This is a genomic window from Pseudooceanicola marinus (assembly GCF_020177265.1).
Taxonomy (GTDB): Bacteria; Pseudomonadota; Alphaproteobacteria; order Rhodobacterales; family Rhodobacteraceae; genus Pseudooceanicola; species Pseudooceanicola marinus_A.
This window is the reverse complement of sequence record NZ_JAIVMC010000009.1, coordinates 73,300-88,480: the sequence shown is the minus strand read 5'-3', so window position 1 is coordinate 88,480 and position 15,181 is coordinate 73,300. Positions and strand designations below refer to the sequence as shown.

Annotated in this window: 13 protein-coding genes; 7 read left to right on the top strand and 6 right to left on the bottom strand. The window is 69.4% G+C overall.

Features of this window, described 5'->3' with window-relative positions; genetic code table 11:
• Positions 1 to 28: 28 nt before the first annotated feature.
• Positions 29 to 808: a sulfite exporter TauE/SafE family protein gene (locus LC066_RS16200; RefSeq protein ID WP_412103254.1), complete on the bottom strand. Its 780-nt coding sequence runs from the start codon at positions 806 to 808 to the stop codon at positions 29 to 31.
• A gap of 161 nt (positions 809 to 969) precedes the next feature.
• Between LC066_RS16200 and LC066_RS16195 the strand changes: the two genes are divergently transcribed.
• Together LC066_RS16195 and LC066_RS16190 are read left to right on the top strand one after the other, a co-directional pair.
• Positions 970 to 2,658: an acyl-CoA dehydrogenase family protein gene (locus tag LC066_RS16195; RefSeq protein WP_224901122.1), complete on the top strand. Its 1,689-nt coding sequence runs from the start codon at positions 970 to 972 to the stop codon at positions 2,656 to 2,658.
• Positions 2,659 to 2,839: 181 nt separating this feature from the next.
• Complete coding sequence (locus LC066_RS16190; RefSeq protein WP_224901120.1) at positions 2,840 to 3,289, top strand: hypothetical protein; 450 nt, start codon at positions 2,840 to 2,842, stop codon at positions 3,287 to 3,289.
• Positions 3,290 to 3,388: 99 nt separating this feature from the next.
• On the opposite strand, the gene LC066_RS16185 is transcribed toward LC066_RS16190, so the two are convergent.
• The gene (locus LC066_RS16185; protein WP_224901118.1) at positions 3,389 to 3,964 is read right to left on the bottom strand and encodes a fasciclin domain-containing protein; all 576 of its coding nucleotides are present in this window, start codon (positions 3,962 to 3,964) and stop codon (positions 3,389 to 3,391) included.
• A gap of 187 nt (positions 3,965 to 4,151) precedes the next feature.
• On the opposite strand from LC066_RS16185, the gene LC066_RS16180 reads away from it, so the two are divergent.
• On the top strand, positions 4,152 to 4,988 hold the full coding sequence (locus LC066_RS16180; protein ID WP_224901116.1) for a 3-keto-5-aminohexanoate cleavage protein: 837 nt from the start codon (positions 4,152 to 4,154) through the stop codon (positions 4,986 to 4,988).
• A 171-nt stretch (positions 4,989 to 5,159) separates the two neighbouring features.
• Here LC066_RS16180 and LC066_RS16175 read toward each other — a convergent pair whose 3' ends face one another.
• Together LC066_RS16175 and LC066_RS16170 are read right to left on the bottom strand one after the other, a co-directional pair.
• Positions 5,160 to 5,513, bottom strand: coding sequence for a hypothetical protein (locus LC066_RS16175; RefSeq protein ID WP_222480016.1), 354 nt, complete (start codon positions 5,511 to 5,513; stop codon positions 5,160 to 5,162).
• Between the two features lie 172 nt (positions 5,514 to 5,685).
• Positions 5,686 to 5,940, bottom strand: a complete 255-nt coding sequence (locus LC066_RS16170) for a DUF6732 family protein (protein ID WP_412103250.1) — start codon at positions 5,938 to 5,940, stop codon at positions 5,686 to 5,688.
• Positions 5,941 to 6,206: 266 nt separating this feature from the next.
• On the opposite strand from LC066_RS16170, the gene LC066_RS16165 reads away from it, so the two are divergent.
• Positions 6,207 to 7,196, top strand: coding sequence for a glutathione S-transferase family protein (locus tag LC066_RS16165; protein ID WP_224901114.1), 990 nt, complete (start codon positions 6,207 to 6,209; stop codon positions 7,194 to 7,196).
• Between the two features lie 67 nt (positions 7,197 to 7,263).
• Here the strand turns inward: LC066_RS16165 and LC066_RS16160 are convergent, their stop codons facing one another.
• Positions 7,264 to 7,629 carry a response regulator gene (locus LC066_RS16160; RefSeq protein ID WP_100148495.1) on the bottom strand — a complete coding sequence of 122 codons (366 nt, stop codon included), beginning with the start codon at positions 7,627 to 7,629 and terminating at the stop codon, positions 7,264 to 7,266.
• Between the two features lie 384 nt (positions 7,630 to 8,013).
• On the opposite strand from LC066_RS16160, the gene LC066_RS16155 reads away from it, so the two are divergent.
• The 3 genes from LC066_RS16155 (at position 8,014) to LC066_RS16145 (ending at position 11,136) form a co-directional block, all read left to right on the top strand.
• Positions 8,014 to 8,952, top strand: a complete 939-nt coding sequence (locus LC066_RS16155) for a threonine-phosphate decarboxylase (RefSeq protein ID WP_224901111.1) — start codon at positions 8,014 to 8,016, stop codon at positions 8,950 to 8,952.
• Positions 8,949 to 9,863, top strand: coding sequence for an adenosylcobinamide-phosphate synthase CbiB (cbiB, locus tag LC066_RS16150; protein WP_224901108.1), 915 nt, complete (start codon positions 8,949 to 8,951; stop codon positions 9,861 to 9,863). Before LC066_RS16155 ends, cbiB begins: the two co-directional genes overlap by 4 nt.
• 88 nt (positions 9,864 to 9,951) lie before the next feature.
• Positions 9,952 to 11,136: a lytic murein transglycosylase gene (locus LC066_RS16145; RefSeq protein WP_224901105.1), complete on the top strand. Its 1,185-nt coding sequence runs from the start codon at positions 9,952 to 9,954 to the stop codon at positions 11,134 to 11,136.
• Between the two features lie 266 nt (positions 11,137 to 11,402).
• Here the strand turns inward: LC066_RS16145 and LC066_RS16140 are convergent, their stop codons facing one another.
• Complete coding sequence (locus LC066_RS16140; protein ID WP_224901103.1) at positions 11,403 to 14,858, bottom strand: chromosome segregation SMC family protein; 3,456 nt, start codon at positions 14,856 to 14,858, stop codon at positions 11,403 to 11,405.
• Positions 14,859 to 15,181 lie beyond the last annotated feature (323 nt).

Here is a 15,181-nt window from a genome sequence, read left to right as displayed (position 1 = left end):
CGACGGCGGCGGGGCAACGCCCCCGGCGTCAGACCATCAGCGCGCGCCGCAACAGGTTCAGCCCCGCCACCAGCAACACCACCAGGGTCGCACGGCGGAAGGTGGCCTGGTCAATCCGATCATGCAGGCGCAGCCCGACCCACATGCCTGCCAGGGCCAGCGGCACTATCATCAACGAAAACGGCAGCGTCTCGGCGCGCAGCACGCCGGAGCCAAGGTGGGCAAAGAGCAGCGAGACCGCGCCCAGCCCGTAGATCACCCCCTGCACCTGGATCTGTTCGCGCTTGGGCGTCTCCAACGCCGTCAGGTAGGCCACCGTCGGCGGCCCCCAGACGCCCGAGAACCCGCCGATGAACCCCGCCACCAGCGCCACCGCCAGTTCCACCGCCCGTTTCGGCGGATGCGCCAGGCGCAGCTGGCGACCCATCAGCTGGGTCAGGGCAAAGAGGACGATGGGCCCGCCTATCATCAGCAGCATCACCCGCTCCGGCAGGACCGAGACCAACTGCGCCGAGATCAGCAGCGCCACCAGCGCCACGCCCAGAAAGACGCGGAACCGTTTCACCACCGCCCAGGCCGCCGCCGGCCCCAGGCGCAGGGCCTGCCAGCCGTTGGTGGCCAGCGTCGGCAGGATCAACCCGGCCAGCGCCCAGTCGGGGCCGACGATGCTGCCCAGGCCCGAGACCATGATCATCGGCATGGCGAACCCCACCATGCCCTTCACCAGCCCCGCCAACAGCGCCACCGCCACGATCGCCCCCCAGGCCCAGGGGCCGAGGGCGCCGGGCCCCATCATGCTCAAATCCATCATGCCGATTGCCTACACCCGCCGGGAACCCGGCGCGATGCAAAATCCGTGACGTAATTATAGATCCAAAAGAAGATGCTGTACGCAAACATATTGCGCTGCACCTGCAAAGGGATTAGGACGGGCAGCGAGACCAGTGACCTGGAGGAGGAGCTGCCCCCATGCCCCATGACGGACAGGACCCGAAGATGACCAAGACCGCCCTTCTGCCCGACCTGCTGCGCCTGACCGGCGCCGCCATCCCCCCGGCCGACTCCCTGCTGGCCGCCGCCCGCGACGCGGTGCGCGCCCGGGTGGTCGAGGGCGACCGTGTGTCCGCGCGCGCGGTGGAGGCCGAACAGACCGCCACGCACGGGCTGGCCTGGCTGGCCACCTATGTCGAGGCGCTGCGCCAGATGCAGACCTGGGCGGAAAAGCTGGACGCCAGGGGCGAGTTCGGAGAGCTGGAGGCGCTGATCCACCAGATCGCCTTCGGCGAATACCTCGGCCAGATCGCCGGCGGCATCCAGATGTCCCAGCAGGAGATCCTGCGCCTGCATGACATGGGTCTGCCGGCCAATGCCGCGACCGAGTTCACCGCCGGCGAGGTCGCCACGCTTATCGCCACCGGCAACACCCAGGCCGCCCGCACGCGCCTGGCGGAGCTGATCGTCGAGCGCCAGGGCGCCGGGATCTTCGGCGCCACCGGCCTCGACGAAGAGCTGGAGATGATCCGCGACCAGTTCCGCCGCTATGCCGCCGAAAAGGTCGCCCCCTTCGCCCATGAATGGCACCTGAAGGATGAGCTGATCCCGATGTCGGTGATCGAGGAACTGGCCGAGATGGGCGTCTTCGGCCTGACCATCCCGGAAAACCTTGGTGGCTTCGGGCTCAGCAAGGCCTCCATGGTGGTCGTCTCGGAAGAGCTGTCGCGCGGCTATATCGGTGTCGGCTCTCTCGGCACCCGGTCCGAGATCGCGGCGGAGCTGATCCTGTGTGGCGGCACGGATGAGCAGAAGAGCCACTGGCTGCCGAAGCTCGCCTCGGGGGAGATCCTGCCGACGGCGGTCTTCACCGAACCCAACACCGGATCCGACCTGGCCGCCCTGCGCACCCGCGCGGTGAAGGGCGCGGATGGCGACTACACGATCACCGGCAACAAGACCTGGATCACCCATGCCGCGCGCACCCATGTCATGACCGTGCTGGCGCGCACCGATCCCGACAGCACCGACCACCGCGGGCTGTCGATGTTCCTGGCGGAGAAGACCCCGGGCACCGACGACGCCCCCTTCCCCGATGCCGGCATCACCGGCGGCGAAATCGAGGTCCTGGGATATCGCGGCATGAAGGAATACGAGCTGGGCTTCGACGGCTTCCCGGTGAAGGGCGAGAACCTGCTGGGCGGCGAAGAAGGCAAGGGCTTCAAGCAGCTGATGCAGACCTTCGAATCCGCGCGCATCCAGACCGCGGCGCGGGCCATCGGCGTGGCGCAGGCGGCGCTGGACGAGGGCCTGCAATATGCCCTCGACCGCAAGGCCTTCGGCGGACCGCTGATCCAGTTCCCCCGCGTCTCGGGCAAGCTGGCCATGATGGCGGTGGAGATCATGGTGGCGCGTCAGCTGACCTATTTCGCCGCCTTCGAGAAGGACAACGACCGCCGCTGCGATCTGGAGGCGGGCATGGCCAAGCTTCTGGGCGCGCGGATTGCCTGGGGCTGTGCCGACAACGCGCTGCAGATCCACGGCGGCAACGGGTTCGCTCTGGAATACACCGCCTCGCGGCTTCTGTGTGACGCGCGGATCCTGTCGATCTTCGAAGGCGCGGCGGAGATCCAGGCCCAGGTCATCGCGCGGCGCCTGCTGGCCTGACGGTTTTCCTCCGGCCCGACCTCCCTCGGGGTCGGGCGGGACCCGCCTGGGGCGTCCGCCCAGTCGCCCCAGGCGGTTCTTTTTCGGGGGTATTTACCTCGAATCCCGCAGGCAATTCCCGTGACCGGGTGGGGGCTGGCCCGCTATGGCCGTCGGGCGGATCCGCCGCCCGGAGAAGGCCATGCCCGTCGAACCGCCCAACTTGCTGCCGCGTCTCCTGCTGGCCGGCTCCCTTCTCTGCCTCGCGGCCGGGGGGGCCTTGCTGCTGCTGGCGCGGGGCGTCCTGCCGCCTCTGTCGCTGGGGCAGGCCAATCCGGCGGATGCGGCGATCTATGAGTATCCCCGGGACAGCGCGCGCAACTGCGACCCGGCCGTTTTCATCGCCAGTCGCGACCCGGCGACGGAGGTGCTGACCGTGCGCAGCGGCCCGGGGCCGGACTATCGCACCCGCAACGCCCTGACCCATGGCGACACCTTCCTGGTCTTCGAGTATCGCGGCGACTGGGCCGGCATTGCCTATGGCCACAACCGCGAGGTCTGTGGCGCCCTGGAAAAGCGTGAGGTGCGCGCGACCCACCGCGGCTGGGTCCACGTGAGCGGAATCAGCTTTCTTCCCGGCCTGCCCGACTGACGCGAGCGAACGCCTGACGGTGCGGCAAACAGAACGGGCCGCCCCGAACGGAGCGGCCCGCGCCGGCCCGGGCCAGACGGCCCGGCGAGACGGAGGAGATCAGCCCGCCTGGCCGGCCGGCAGGATCACCCGGTCGATGACGTGGACGACGCCGTTCGACTGGTCGACGTCGGCGGTGGTCACGGTGGCGACGCGACCGTTCTCGTCCTTCAGCTTCACCATGCCGTCTTCGATGTAGGCCTCCAGGGTGCAGCCGCCGACGGTGGTCACGCTGTGCATGCCGCCGTCATCCTCGATCATGCCGACGATGTCGGTGGAGAAGGCCTCGGCGGCGACCACGTGGCAGGTCAGGATCTGCGTCAGCTGGTCCTTCGCCTCGGGCTGCAGCAACGCGTTCAGGCTGTCTTCCTTGATCATGCCGAAGGCATCATCAGTGGGCGCGAAGACGGTGAAGGGGCCCTCGCTCATCAGCGTGTCGACAAGGCCCGCGGCCTGCACGGCGGCGACCAGCGTGGTCAGGTTCGGCGCGGCCGAGGCGTTCTCGGCGATGGTCTTGTCGGCGAACATCTCGGCGCCGCCGACCATCGGGTTTTCGCCCGCCATGTGGTCATCGGCGAAGGCCGGAAGGGTCGCGGCACAGATCAGGGCGGTGCTGAGGGTCAGAATGCGTTTCATGGAATTTCCTCCGTTTGAGTGGCGCGCCGCCCCTCTCCTCCGGGGCAGCGTCACAGGAGTTACGGGGCGGATCGCAGGGTGGTTCTTTTTCCGATCCCCCGGATCCATCACCTGTGCGTGACCTGGGCGTGAGCGCGGCCCCGCCGGCGCCGTTGACAGCTTCGCGGCGAGGCGCCTAACTGCCCGCATGGATCCCAAACCCTGCATCATCTGCGTGGCCATCACCGGCTCGCTGCCCCGCAAGAGCGACAACCCCGCGGTGCCCGTCACCGTCGCGGAACAGATCGAATCCACCCATGAGGCCTTCGAGGCAGGCGCCACCATCGTCCACGCCCATGTGCGCAACGATGATGAAACGCCCTCCTCTGACCCGGAGAAATTCGCGGCGCTGAAGGAAGGGGTGGAAAAGCACTGCCCCGGCATGATCGTGCAGTTCTCCACCGGCGGACGGTCCGGCGCGGGCCAGACGCGGGGCGGGATGCTGCCGCTGAAACCCGACATGGCCTCGCTGTCCGTGGGATCCAACAACTTCCCCACCCGCGTCTACGAGAACCCACCGGATCTGGTCGACTGGCTGGCCGCGGAGATGAAGACCTACGGCATCCGCCCGGAGATCGAGGCCTTCGACCTCTCGCACATCCACCAGGCAGCGAAGATGTATGCCGACGGTCGACTGGAGAAATCGCCCTACGTGCAGTTCGTCATGGGGGTGAAGAACGCCATGCCGATCGACCGCGATGTCTTCGACTACTACCGCGCGACGATGAAGCGCCTTCTGCCCGACAGCGAATGGTGCGCCGCCGGGATCGGCGCCGGCCAGATCACGCTGAACGAATGGGTGGTGGAAACCGGCGGCCATGCCCGCTGCGGGCTGGAGGACAATATCCGCCTCGACAAGACCACCCTGGCCCCTTCGAACGCGGCCCTGGTGCAGCGGGTGACGGCGCTCTGCGAGAAATACGAGCGCCCCGTGGCGACCTGGCAGCAGGCACGCGAGATGCTGGACCTGCCCCTGCGGGCCTGAGCCTCGGGCACCGTCGGACAGGGCTGGCCCCTGTCACGGCGATGTCGCCACGCCCCCGGGGCACTTTCGGCAAATCGAATGTGAGGGGCGCCCCAACGGGACGCTCCACCGACCATGCGGCACCCCTGGCCTCCCACGGCCCAGGCCCGCAGCTACGCGCTTTGTGTCAGATCAGTCGGGCCGGCCCAGAAGAGCCACCGGCGCCTCTTCGTCCTGCTGGAAATCGACCGGCGCGGTGTCGCGGGCCGGGGTCGCGCGCTTGAACTCGTAGCGCATTTCACCCGCCGCCTCGGCAGAGGCCACGATCAGGCAGGTCGCCAGGAAACGGCTGCCCTCGAACAGGTCCACGTGGCCGCGCAGTTGCGGCACAAGTTCCCTTTCGACGGAGAATCCATCCTCCCAGCGCCGCAGCACGGGATAGCTCTGGCCGTCGGCCTCGATCCGCAGCCGAGACGCCTTGCGCGCCTTCAGCTTGCGCGCCTCTTCCAGCCCATCGGCCAGATCCTTGGGAAGAAATGTCGTCATGGTCAGCCCCGGCGTTCCTGTGCCCTACGCGCCATGACTTGGCACGGCGGGCATTGAGATCAAGTTAACCACGATGAAGATTGGGTGACAGAAAAAAGTCGCGCCGCCCGAAACTGGTCCGGCGACCGAGGCCGCAAGGTCGCAGTGTGCCGCGCAAGGCGCCGACCGCGTGTCAGGCGTCCTGAAGCTCTTCGGTGCCGTCCGCCTCTGCCGCCTCGTCCTCTGCGTCCTTCGACGCCTCGGCGCGCCCGCGCAGGCCTTTCCACAGCCCGATGGCCAAGGCAGCCCCCAGGGCGGCAGCGCCCAACCAGTGCCCGTGGCCCGCCACCTCGGCCAGGTGGCCCGGGTGGGCCGCCGCCGGCAGGGGCAGGATCATCAGCAGGGCGGCCTTGACCGCGCCGGGACGCACAGGGGGGAAACGGGACATGATCGGCTCCTTCTCGACGCCCGCAACGGGCGGGCTCGGCACCCCACGCCCGGGCGGGGCTGCCTTCTCTCTAGCCAAACGGTCCCCGGGGAGGCAATCCCCGCCCCTCGCCCGAGCGCGCCGAGCCGGCCATCTTCGACCCGCGTTGTGCAGGTCTGCACGATTTCTGCGCGACCATCGGGCTATACGGAACCCGCGCACCATCCTAGCTCTTGAACAAAGGAACCGGGCGTCCCTCGTCCGGCGAAACGGAAAGGAGCGCGGCCATGGGTTTGCTCATCGACGGCGAGTGGCAAGACAAGTGGTATGACACCGAAAGCACCGGCGGCAAGTTCGTCCGGTCCGAGGCGCAGTTCCGCAGCTGGGTCACCTCCGACGGCAGCGCCGGCCCCTCCGGCGAGGGCGGCTTCGAGGCTGAAAGCGGGCGCTACCACCTCTACGTCTCCTATGCCTGCCCCTGGGCGCACCGCACTCTGATCTTCCGTGCCCTGAAGGGTCTGGAGGATCATATCGGCGTTTCGGTCGTCCATCCAGAGATGCTGTCCGAAGGCTGGGAATTCCGTAGCGATTTCGACGGCGCGACCGGCGACGACCTGTTCGGGTTCGACTACCTGCGCGAAGTCTACCTGAAGGCGCAGCCCGGCCTGACCACGCGGGTCACCGTGCCGGTCCTGTGGGACAAGAAAACAGGCACCATCGTGTCGAACGAAAGTGCCGAGATCATCCGCATGCTGAACTCCGCCTTCGACGGCATCACCGGCGACACCCAGGACTTCTGGCCCGAAGAACTGCGCGAGCCGATCGAGGACATCAACGCCCGGATCTACGACACGGTGAACAACGGCGTCTACAAGGCCGGTTTCGCCACCTCGCAGGAAGCCTACGACGAGGCCGTGCGCCCGCTGTTCGACAGTCTGGAGTGGATCGAAAGCATCCTGACCGAGAACCGTTACCTGTTGGGAGATCGCGTGACCGAGGCCGACTGGCGCCTGTTCACCACGCTGATCCGCTTCGACAAGGTCTACCACACGCATTTCAAGTGCAACCTCAAGCGCATCGTCGACTACCCCGCGACCTGGGGCTACGTGAAGGAACTGTATCAGATGCCCGGTGTGGCGGAGACGGTGCATTTCGACCACATCACGCGGCACTACTACTACAGCCACGACAACATCAATCCGAACCGGATCGTGCCGATCACGCCGGACCTGGATCTGATGTCGCCCCACGGCCGCGAAGCACTGCCCGCCGCCTGATCTCCCAAGGCAGCATTCGCTGAGCGTCGCGGAGGGCGCGGCGCCTGCCCGCGCCGCGTCCCTTTCGTTACCGGGGGGCGCTGCCGTAGTGTTCGACCAGGGCCGCCAGGTCCGAAGGCGGCGCAGCCGAGTTGACCAGCGCGCAGGCATTAGTCGCATGCTGGAAGATCGACCCATCCGAGAAGAAGCTGGTGTTGGTGACGAAGATCACCTTGGCGTCAGGCTGGCGGTAGTTGGCCAGATCGGCAATCGCCAGGGCGGAGCCGCGCTCCAGCACCAGGTCCAGCACGATCACATCGAAAGGCACCCGTTGCAGGAAAGCAGCGGCCGCATCCTGCCCATGGGCAAGGCAGGTAGCCACCCCCAGGCGATCGAGATGGCGTTTCCACATCCAGCCCAGGTTCGGCTCGCTCTCGACGATGAGTGCGTGCACCTTGCCCTCCGGCCAATGTTCCAGTTCCTCCCGGGGATGCGGGCATTTGCCCATGATGTCGGTCACGCTGCCCACGCAGGCCCCTTCCTCGATGTCAGGCCGATCCCGGGCGGCGGCTGGGGTGCGGCAGTTTGTTGATCTACAAACGAGATATCCGCCTCAATCTTTAACAAAACCCTAACGACTAAAGCGCACCGCCTCATCTGCGCGAGGACCCGCGCAGCAGCCTCTGCCCCCTGCGCATGGCTCCGCCGACCCGGCGGAGGCGGAGAGCATTTGCATTTCCCGGACACTGTGATGAAAGGGGTTCAATCCGCCCAACCACAGGTGCACCATGCCCCGTCCCATCCTGCCCCACCACGCCCGCCCCGCGGACACCGACCGATGAGCGCCGCTCGTGACCACGGCGGTGATCTGGACGCCGCGCGCGCGGAGTTCGGCGGCAACCGCGACGACTGGCTTGACCTGTCGACCGGGATCAACCCCGAGCCCTACCCTCTGCCCGCCTTTACCGCCGCGGACTGGGCCGCGCTGCCCGACGCAGAGGCGCAGGCTGCGCTCATCGCCGCGGCCCGACAGTTCTGGTCCGTGCCCGACGAGGCCGCCGTTCTGGCGGTGCCCGGCGCCTCTGCCGCCATCGCGCAGATCCCCCGGCTGGCGCCCCCGGGCCGGGTGGAGATCCCGGGACCGACCTACAACGAACATGCCGCCGCCTTCGCCCGCCATCGCTGGCAGGTGACGCCGGGCGGGCCCGCGCGGGGGCTGGTTCTGGTCCATCCCAACAACCCGACGGGGCGGCTGCATCCGGCCCCGACCCCGCACGGGCTGACGGTGATCGATGAGAGCTTCTGCGATGTCACACCGGAGGACAGCCACGTCTCCCTCTGCCCCCGCACCGACCTGCTGGTGCTCAAAAGCTTCGGCAAGTTCTGGGGGCTGGCAGGCCTGCGCCTGGGCTTCGTCATCGGCGCGACCGGCCCCGTCGGGCGGCTGGCGGAAATGTTGGGGCCCTGGCCGGTCTCCGGCCCGGCGCTGCGCGCAGGCACCGTGGCCCTGTCCGATGCCACCTGGGCCGAGGCGACCCGCCTGCGCCTGGCCGGCGATGCGGCAAGGCTGGACAGCCTGATGCAGGCGGCAGGGGCAGAGCCCGCCGGAGGCACCGCCCTGTTCCGGCTCTACGAGGTGGAGAACGCCACCGCGATGCAAAGCCACCTGGCCCGGCATCGCATCTGGTCCCGGATCTTCCCCTATTCGACGCGCTGGATCCGCCTCGGCCTGCCGCCGCGGGACCGCTGGGGCCAGTTGGAGGCCGCCCTGGCATGAGCACCGCGCTGATGCTGACCCTCGCCCTGCTGCTGGACGCCCTGCTGGGTGAACCACGCTGGATCTGGTCGCGCCTGCCCCACCCGGCGGTGCTGGCCGGGCGGCTGATCGGCTGGGCCGACGCGCGGTTCAACCAAGGTGAGGGTCGACGGGTCAAAGGGACAACCCTGGTACTTGGGCTTGTCCTGCTGGGCTGGGCCCTCGGCGCCTCGATCGCCGCCTTCGGCTGGTTGCCCGAGGTGCTGGTGGCGGCAGTCCTGCTGGCGCAACGCTCGCTGGTGGACCACGTCCGCGCCGTCGCCACCGGGCTGCGGCAGGGCCTGCCGGAGGGGCGGCGCGCCGTGGCAATGATCGTCAGCCGCGACACGGCAGAGATGGCACCCGACGCCGTGGCCCGCTCGGCCATCGAAAGCGGCGCCGAAAACGCCTCGGACGGGGTGGTGGCGCCGGCCTTCTGGTTCATTGTCGCCGGCCTGCCCGGCCTGCTGATCTACAAGCTGATCAACACCGCCGATTCGATGATCGGCTACCGCACCCCGCGTCACGCGGCCTTCGGCTGGGCCGCGGCACGGGCCGACGACCTGCTGAACCTGATCCCGGCCCGGCTGACGGCCCTGGCCCTGGCCGCGCTGTCGGGCCAGCTGCGCGCCTGGCCCGCGATCCGCGCCGAGGCACGGCGCCACCGCTCGCCCAATGCCGGCTGGCCCGAAGCGACCATGGCCCGCGCCCTGGACGTCGCCCTGTCCGGCCCGCGTCGCTACGACGGCATGCTGCGGGACTATCCCTTCGTCCACCCTGAGGGGCGCCGCCATCCCGGCCCGGCAGAGATCAAGGCCACCTGCGCCTGGCTCTGGCGTCTCTGGGCCGCGCTGCTGGCCACAACAGCCCTGCTGGCGCTGCTCGCCGGCTGACGCGACGCGGCGACATAGGTCCTTCTGCCCATTGCCCGGGGGCGCTGCCCTGCTACCTTCCCGGACACCGATCACGAAAGGACCGCCCATGTTCCGCGCCGCCCCCCGCGCCCTGGCCCTCGCCCTGGCCGTTGCCACCGCCCCCCTGCCCGCCCTGGCGCAAAGCTGCGGCGGCAGTTTCGCCGGCTTCGTCGACGGGTTGCGCGAGGAGGCCGTGGCCCGCGGCCATGACCCGGCACTGGTGCAACGGTTCTTCGCCCCCGTCCGGCACGACCCCAACGTCATCGCCGCCGACCGCCGTCAGGGGGTGTTCCAGCTCGACTTCACCAGCTTCGCCCGCCGCCTGATCTCGCAGAACCGGATCCAGACCGGCCAGGCGAAGGAGGCGCAATGGGCCAGCGTCTTCGACCGGATTGAGCGCGAGATGGGCGTGCCGCGCGGCATCCTGCTGGCCTTCTGGGCCTTCGAGACCGACTTCGGCGGCTTCCAGGGGGATTTCAACACCGCCAACGCGCTGGTCACCCTGGCCCATGATTGCCGCCGGCCCGAGCTGTTCCGGCCCCAGGTCTTTGCCGCGCTGGAGCTCTACGCGCACGGCGACTTCGACCCGGCCACCACGACAGGCGCCTGGGCCGGCGAGATCGGCCAGGTGCAGATGCTGCCCCGCGACATTATCGAGAACGGCGTCGATGGCGACGGCGACGGCCATGTCCGGCTGAAGACCTCCGCCCCCGATGCCCTGATGTCGGGCGCGCAGATGCTGCGGTCGCTCGGCTGGGCGCCGAACCAGCCCTGGCTGCAGGAGGTGACGGTGCCCGACCGGATGGACTGGAGCCGTGCGGGGCTCGACACGACGCTGGCTCCGTCGGACTGGCAGGCCATGGGCGTGGCGCCGCGCGGGGGCCGCTGGCAGGCCGACCTGCCCGCCTCGCTGATCCTGCCGCAGGGCAAGGACGGGCCCGCCTTCCTCGCCTATCCGAACTTCTCGGTTCTCTTCGAGTGGAACCAGAGCTTCACCTACGTCCTGACGGCGGCCTATTTCGCCACCCGGCTGGAAGGCGCGCCGGTCTTCGACGCGGGCAACCCGGCGCCGGGGCTGGAAGGGCCGCAAATGGTCCGCCTGCAGGAGAAGCTGGCCGCGCGAGGCCATGACGTGGGCGAGATCGACGGGATTCTGGGCGCCGGCACCCGTGCCGCCGTGCGGGCCGTACAGGCGGAGATGGGCCTGCCGGTGGACGGCTGGCCGACGGCGGATCTGCTGAACCGGCTGTAAGGGGCCCGGCGCCTCGCCTTGGCGGCATCTGAAAGGGGAAGGGGGCTCTGCCCCCGTCTCCGTACCGGAGACTCCCCCGGAGTATTTCTGACGAAGTGAAGAAGAAGGACGGCGCCCCCGTGGCAGCCGGCCCCTGCAAACGGACGGTCGCGCCTGCAGGCAGGCTGACGTCCGGCACCCGGCAGGGCGCTGTCCCGCTTCTTCACCTTGTTGCAAATACTCCCGCCGGAGGCATCGCCCGACAGGGGATCCCCCAACTCCAGAGATCAGGCGACCAGTTGTTCGGCTTTCTTCAGGTCCACCGACACCAGCTGGCTGACGCCCTGTTCTTGCATGGTTACACCAAACAGGCGATCCATGCGCGCCATGGTCACCGCGTGGTGGGTGATGATCAGGAAGCGCGTCTCGGTCCGGCGGCACATCTCGTCCAGCAGGTCGCAGAAGCGGGTGACGTTGGCATCGTCCAGCGGTGCGTCGACCTCATCCAGCACGCAGATCGGTGCCGGGTTGGCGATGAAGACGGCGAAGATCAGCGCCATGGCAGTCAGGGTCTGTTCGCCCCCGGACAACAGCGACAGGGTCGACAGCTTCTTGCCCGGCGGCTGGCACATGATCTCCAGCCCGGCATCCAGCGGGTCGTCGCTTTCCACCAGTTCCAGGTTGGCTTCGCCGCCGTTGAACAGGTGACGGAAGAGGTTGGAGAAGTTGGCGTTCACCTGCTCAAAGGCGGTCAGCAGGCGTTCGCGCCCCTCGCGGTTCAGGCCCGCGATGCCGTTCCTGAGCTGGCGGATGGCCTCTTCGAGGTCGGCCTTCTCGCCCACCAGCGTGTCGTGTTCCTCGCGCACCTCCTTGGCGTCCTCCTCGGCACGCAGGTTTACCGCACCCAGCCCGTCGCGCTGGCGCTTCAGGCGGTTCACATCCGCCTCGATCCGGTCGGAGGGCGGCATGTCCTCGACGGCCATGTCGAGGCTTTCCAGGAGCTGCTTCGGCGTCACCTCCATCGCCTCGGCGATACGTTCGGCCGCCTGGGTCACCGCCTGGGCGGCGCTTTCGGCGTGGCCCTCGGCGCGGGCGCGGGCCTCGCGCGCCTCCGACGCGGTGCGTTCGGCGTCACGTTCGCCGGCCACGGCCTCGCGCAGGGCGCTTTCGGCCTCGGCCAGGACATCGGCGGCGGTGGCCCGGCGAGCCTCTGCCTCCTCGATGGCCTCGGTCAGCTCCTCGCGCTGCGCTTCCAGTTCCTCGGGTTCGGCGCGCGCCTCTTCCAGCTGCTCCTCGGCCTCGGCGCGGCGCTCATCCAGTTCGGCGATGCGGCGGTCGGCGCTTTCCAGGCGGTGACGCCAGCCCGAGACCTCCTTCTGCACCTCCTGCCGGCGTTTCGTGCGCGCCTCGCCCTCGCGGCGGATCTCGTCATGGGCGGCGCGGCGCGACATCATCGCCATGCGTGCCGCCTCCACCGCCATGCGGATCTGCTCGATCCCGGCGCGGGCCTCGTCGATATCGTCGAGGTCGGCCACCGCCGCCTCGGCTTCCTTCACCTGGGCGCGGGCCTCCAGCGCCTCTTCCTCGTGGCGGGTTACGGCCATGCGCAGGTTTTCCACCCGGCTGGCAGCCAGGCTGCGGTCGCTTTCGGCGCGCGACAGGGCCCGGCTGGCCTCGGCCAGCTGGCGGTCGGCCTCGGCGCGGGCTTGGCGCGCGGCCTTGTCGGCGGCCGTCAGCTGCGACAGCTGCTCGGCCAGGTCGGCGTGGGCCTCCCGCGCGGCCTCGGCGCGCTCTTCGGCCTCGGCCAGGTCACCGCGCAGCTCTTCCAGGCGGTTCATCTGTTCGAGGCGCAGGGCGGCGGCCGAGGGCGCATCCTCGGCGCCCGCCCGGTAGCCGTCCCACCGCCACAGGTCGCCTTCGGGGCTGACCAGGCGCTGGCCTGGTTTCAGCTGAGCCTGCAGGGCGGCGCCCTGCCCGGCGTCTACCACGCCGATCTGCGCCATGCGCCGATCCAGAACGCCGGGCATCAGCGCGTGGGCGGCCAGCGGCGCGGCGCCTTCGGGCAGCGGCTGTGGCGCGTCATACCCCGGCAGCTCGACCCAGCCCGACAGGTCCCCCGCGCCCACCACCGGCGCCCGCAGGTCATCGGCCAGGGCCGCGCCGAGCGCCTTCTCATAGCCCGGATCGACGCGCACGGCGTCCAGCAACTGCTTGCCTTCACCGGACTCGCGTTCGACCAGCCGCGCCAAGGCGCCGACCTCGGCCTGAAGGGCCTTGGCCTCGCCCTCGGCCGAGGACAGGGCCGCGCGGGCGTCGGACTCGCCTGACTGCGCCTCGGCGCGGGCGGCCTCGGCCTCGGCCAGGGTCTCCTCGGCGGTCTCGACCTGGGCGCGGGCCATCTCCTCGCGCTCCTCGGCGGCCTCGAAGGCCTCTTCGGCTGCCTCGGTCTTGCCGCGCGCCTCGGCCACGGCCTCGCGGGCGCGAGCCGCCTCGGTTTCGCTACGCTCGGCGCCCTTGCGGCTGTCGGCTAGCATGCGCTGCGCGGACTGGTGACGCGCGGCCAGGCGGGCCACGTCCTCGGTCAGGGTCGACAGGTCCGCCTCGCGGTCGGACAGCACGCTGGCGGCCTCGGTCGCCAGTTCCGCGGCCTCTGCCAGGCGCTCCTCATGGCCCTCATGCGCGCGGGCGATCTCGCGCGCCTCCCAGTCCAGCCGCTCGATCGTCTCGCCGGCGTCCTTGTTCAGCCCAGCCTCGCGCTCGCGGTCCCGGGACAGCTGTTCGATCCGGTTCTGCAGGGTCAGGATCGCCTGCATCGCGCGTTCCTTCTCGGCCCCCAGGCTGTCGCGCTGCACGGTCAGCCGTTGCAGCACCGCCGCCGCGATCGCCTCTTCCTCGCGTTTGGGGGGCAGCGCGTCTTCCAGCTCCTGCCGCTTCGCCGCCAGGTCGCGCGCGATGCGTTCCGCCTGCGACGCCCCGGTGGAGCGTTCGCGCAGCTCCGCCAGCGCGGCGTTGCGCGCCTCCTCGGCCTCCAGCCAGCGGCGGTAGAGCAGCATGCCTTCGGCCTGGCGCAGTTCCGCGCCGATGGCGCGATAGCGGGCCGCCTGGCGGGCCTGGCGTTCGAGCGAGCCAAGCTGCGTGGCCAGCTGTTCGATCACGTCATCGACGCGGGTCAGATTCTGTTCGGCGCCCTTCAGCTTCAGCTCGGCCTCATGCCGGCGCTGGTAGAGGCCGGAGATGCCCGCCGCCTCTTCCAGGATCCGCCGCCGCGCCTTGGGCTTGGCGTTGATCAGCTCGGAAATCTGCCCCTGCCGAACCAGCGCGGGCGAATGCGCGCCCGTCGAGGCATCGGCAAACAGCATCTGCACGTCCCGCGCCCGCACATCCTTGGAATTCGCCTTGTAGGCCGACCCCACGTCGCGGGTGATCCGGCGGATGATCTCGATCTGATCCTCCTCGTTGAAGCCCGCGGGCGCCAGACGGTCGGAGTTGTCGATATGCAGGCTGACCTCGGCGTAGTTCCGCGCCGGGCGCGTGGCGGCCCCGGCGAAGATCACGTCTTCCATCCCCCCGCCGCGCATGGCGGTCGGGCGGTTCTCGCCCATGACCCAGCGAAGCGCCTCCAGCAGGTTCGACTTGCCGCAGCCATTGGGCCCCACGACGCCGGTCAGGCCCTGATTGATGATCAGGTCCGTCGGGTCCACGAAGCTCTTGAAGCCGGTCAGTCTCAGTCTGGAGAAATGCAATGCGGCGCTCCCGCGCTTGGGCCTGGGGTGTCTGCTCTGGTGGCTGTCGGACCCTGCCGGGCCATACCGGGGTGATTCCGACCTGAAAGGGAATGGTGCGGAGCCACGGCACACGAGTCAACGGGAGGGCCGCAGCATCTGGGAGGGGATGGGCGGTTTTCCACAAGATATTGCGCAAATCCGCCCAATCAGCGCCGTCTGCCCCCCGCAGCGCGGCCCGGCGACGGCCCGGGCCGCGCGGGTGACGCTTGACCTCGGCTCCGGCGACGCCAGAATGCCCCTGCCGCCCGCCACAGAGGGCGCAGGCGACCGGCCCGTTCCCC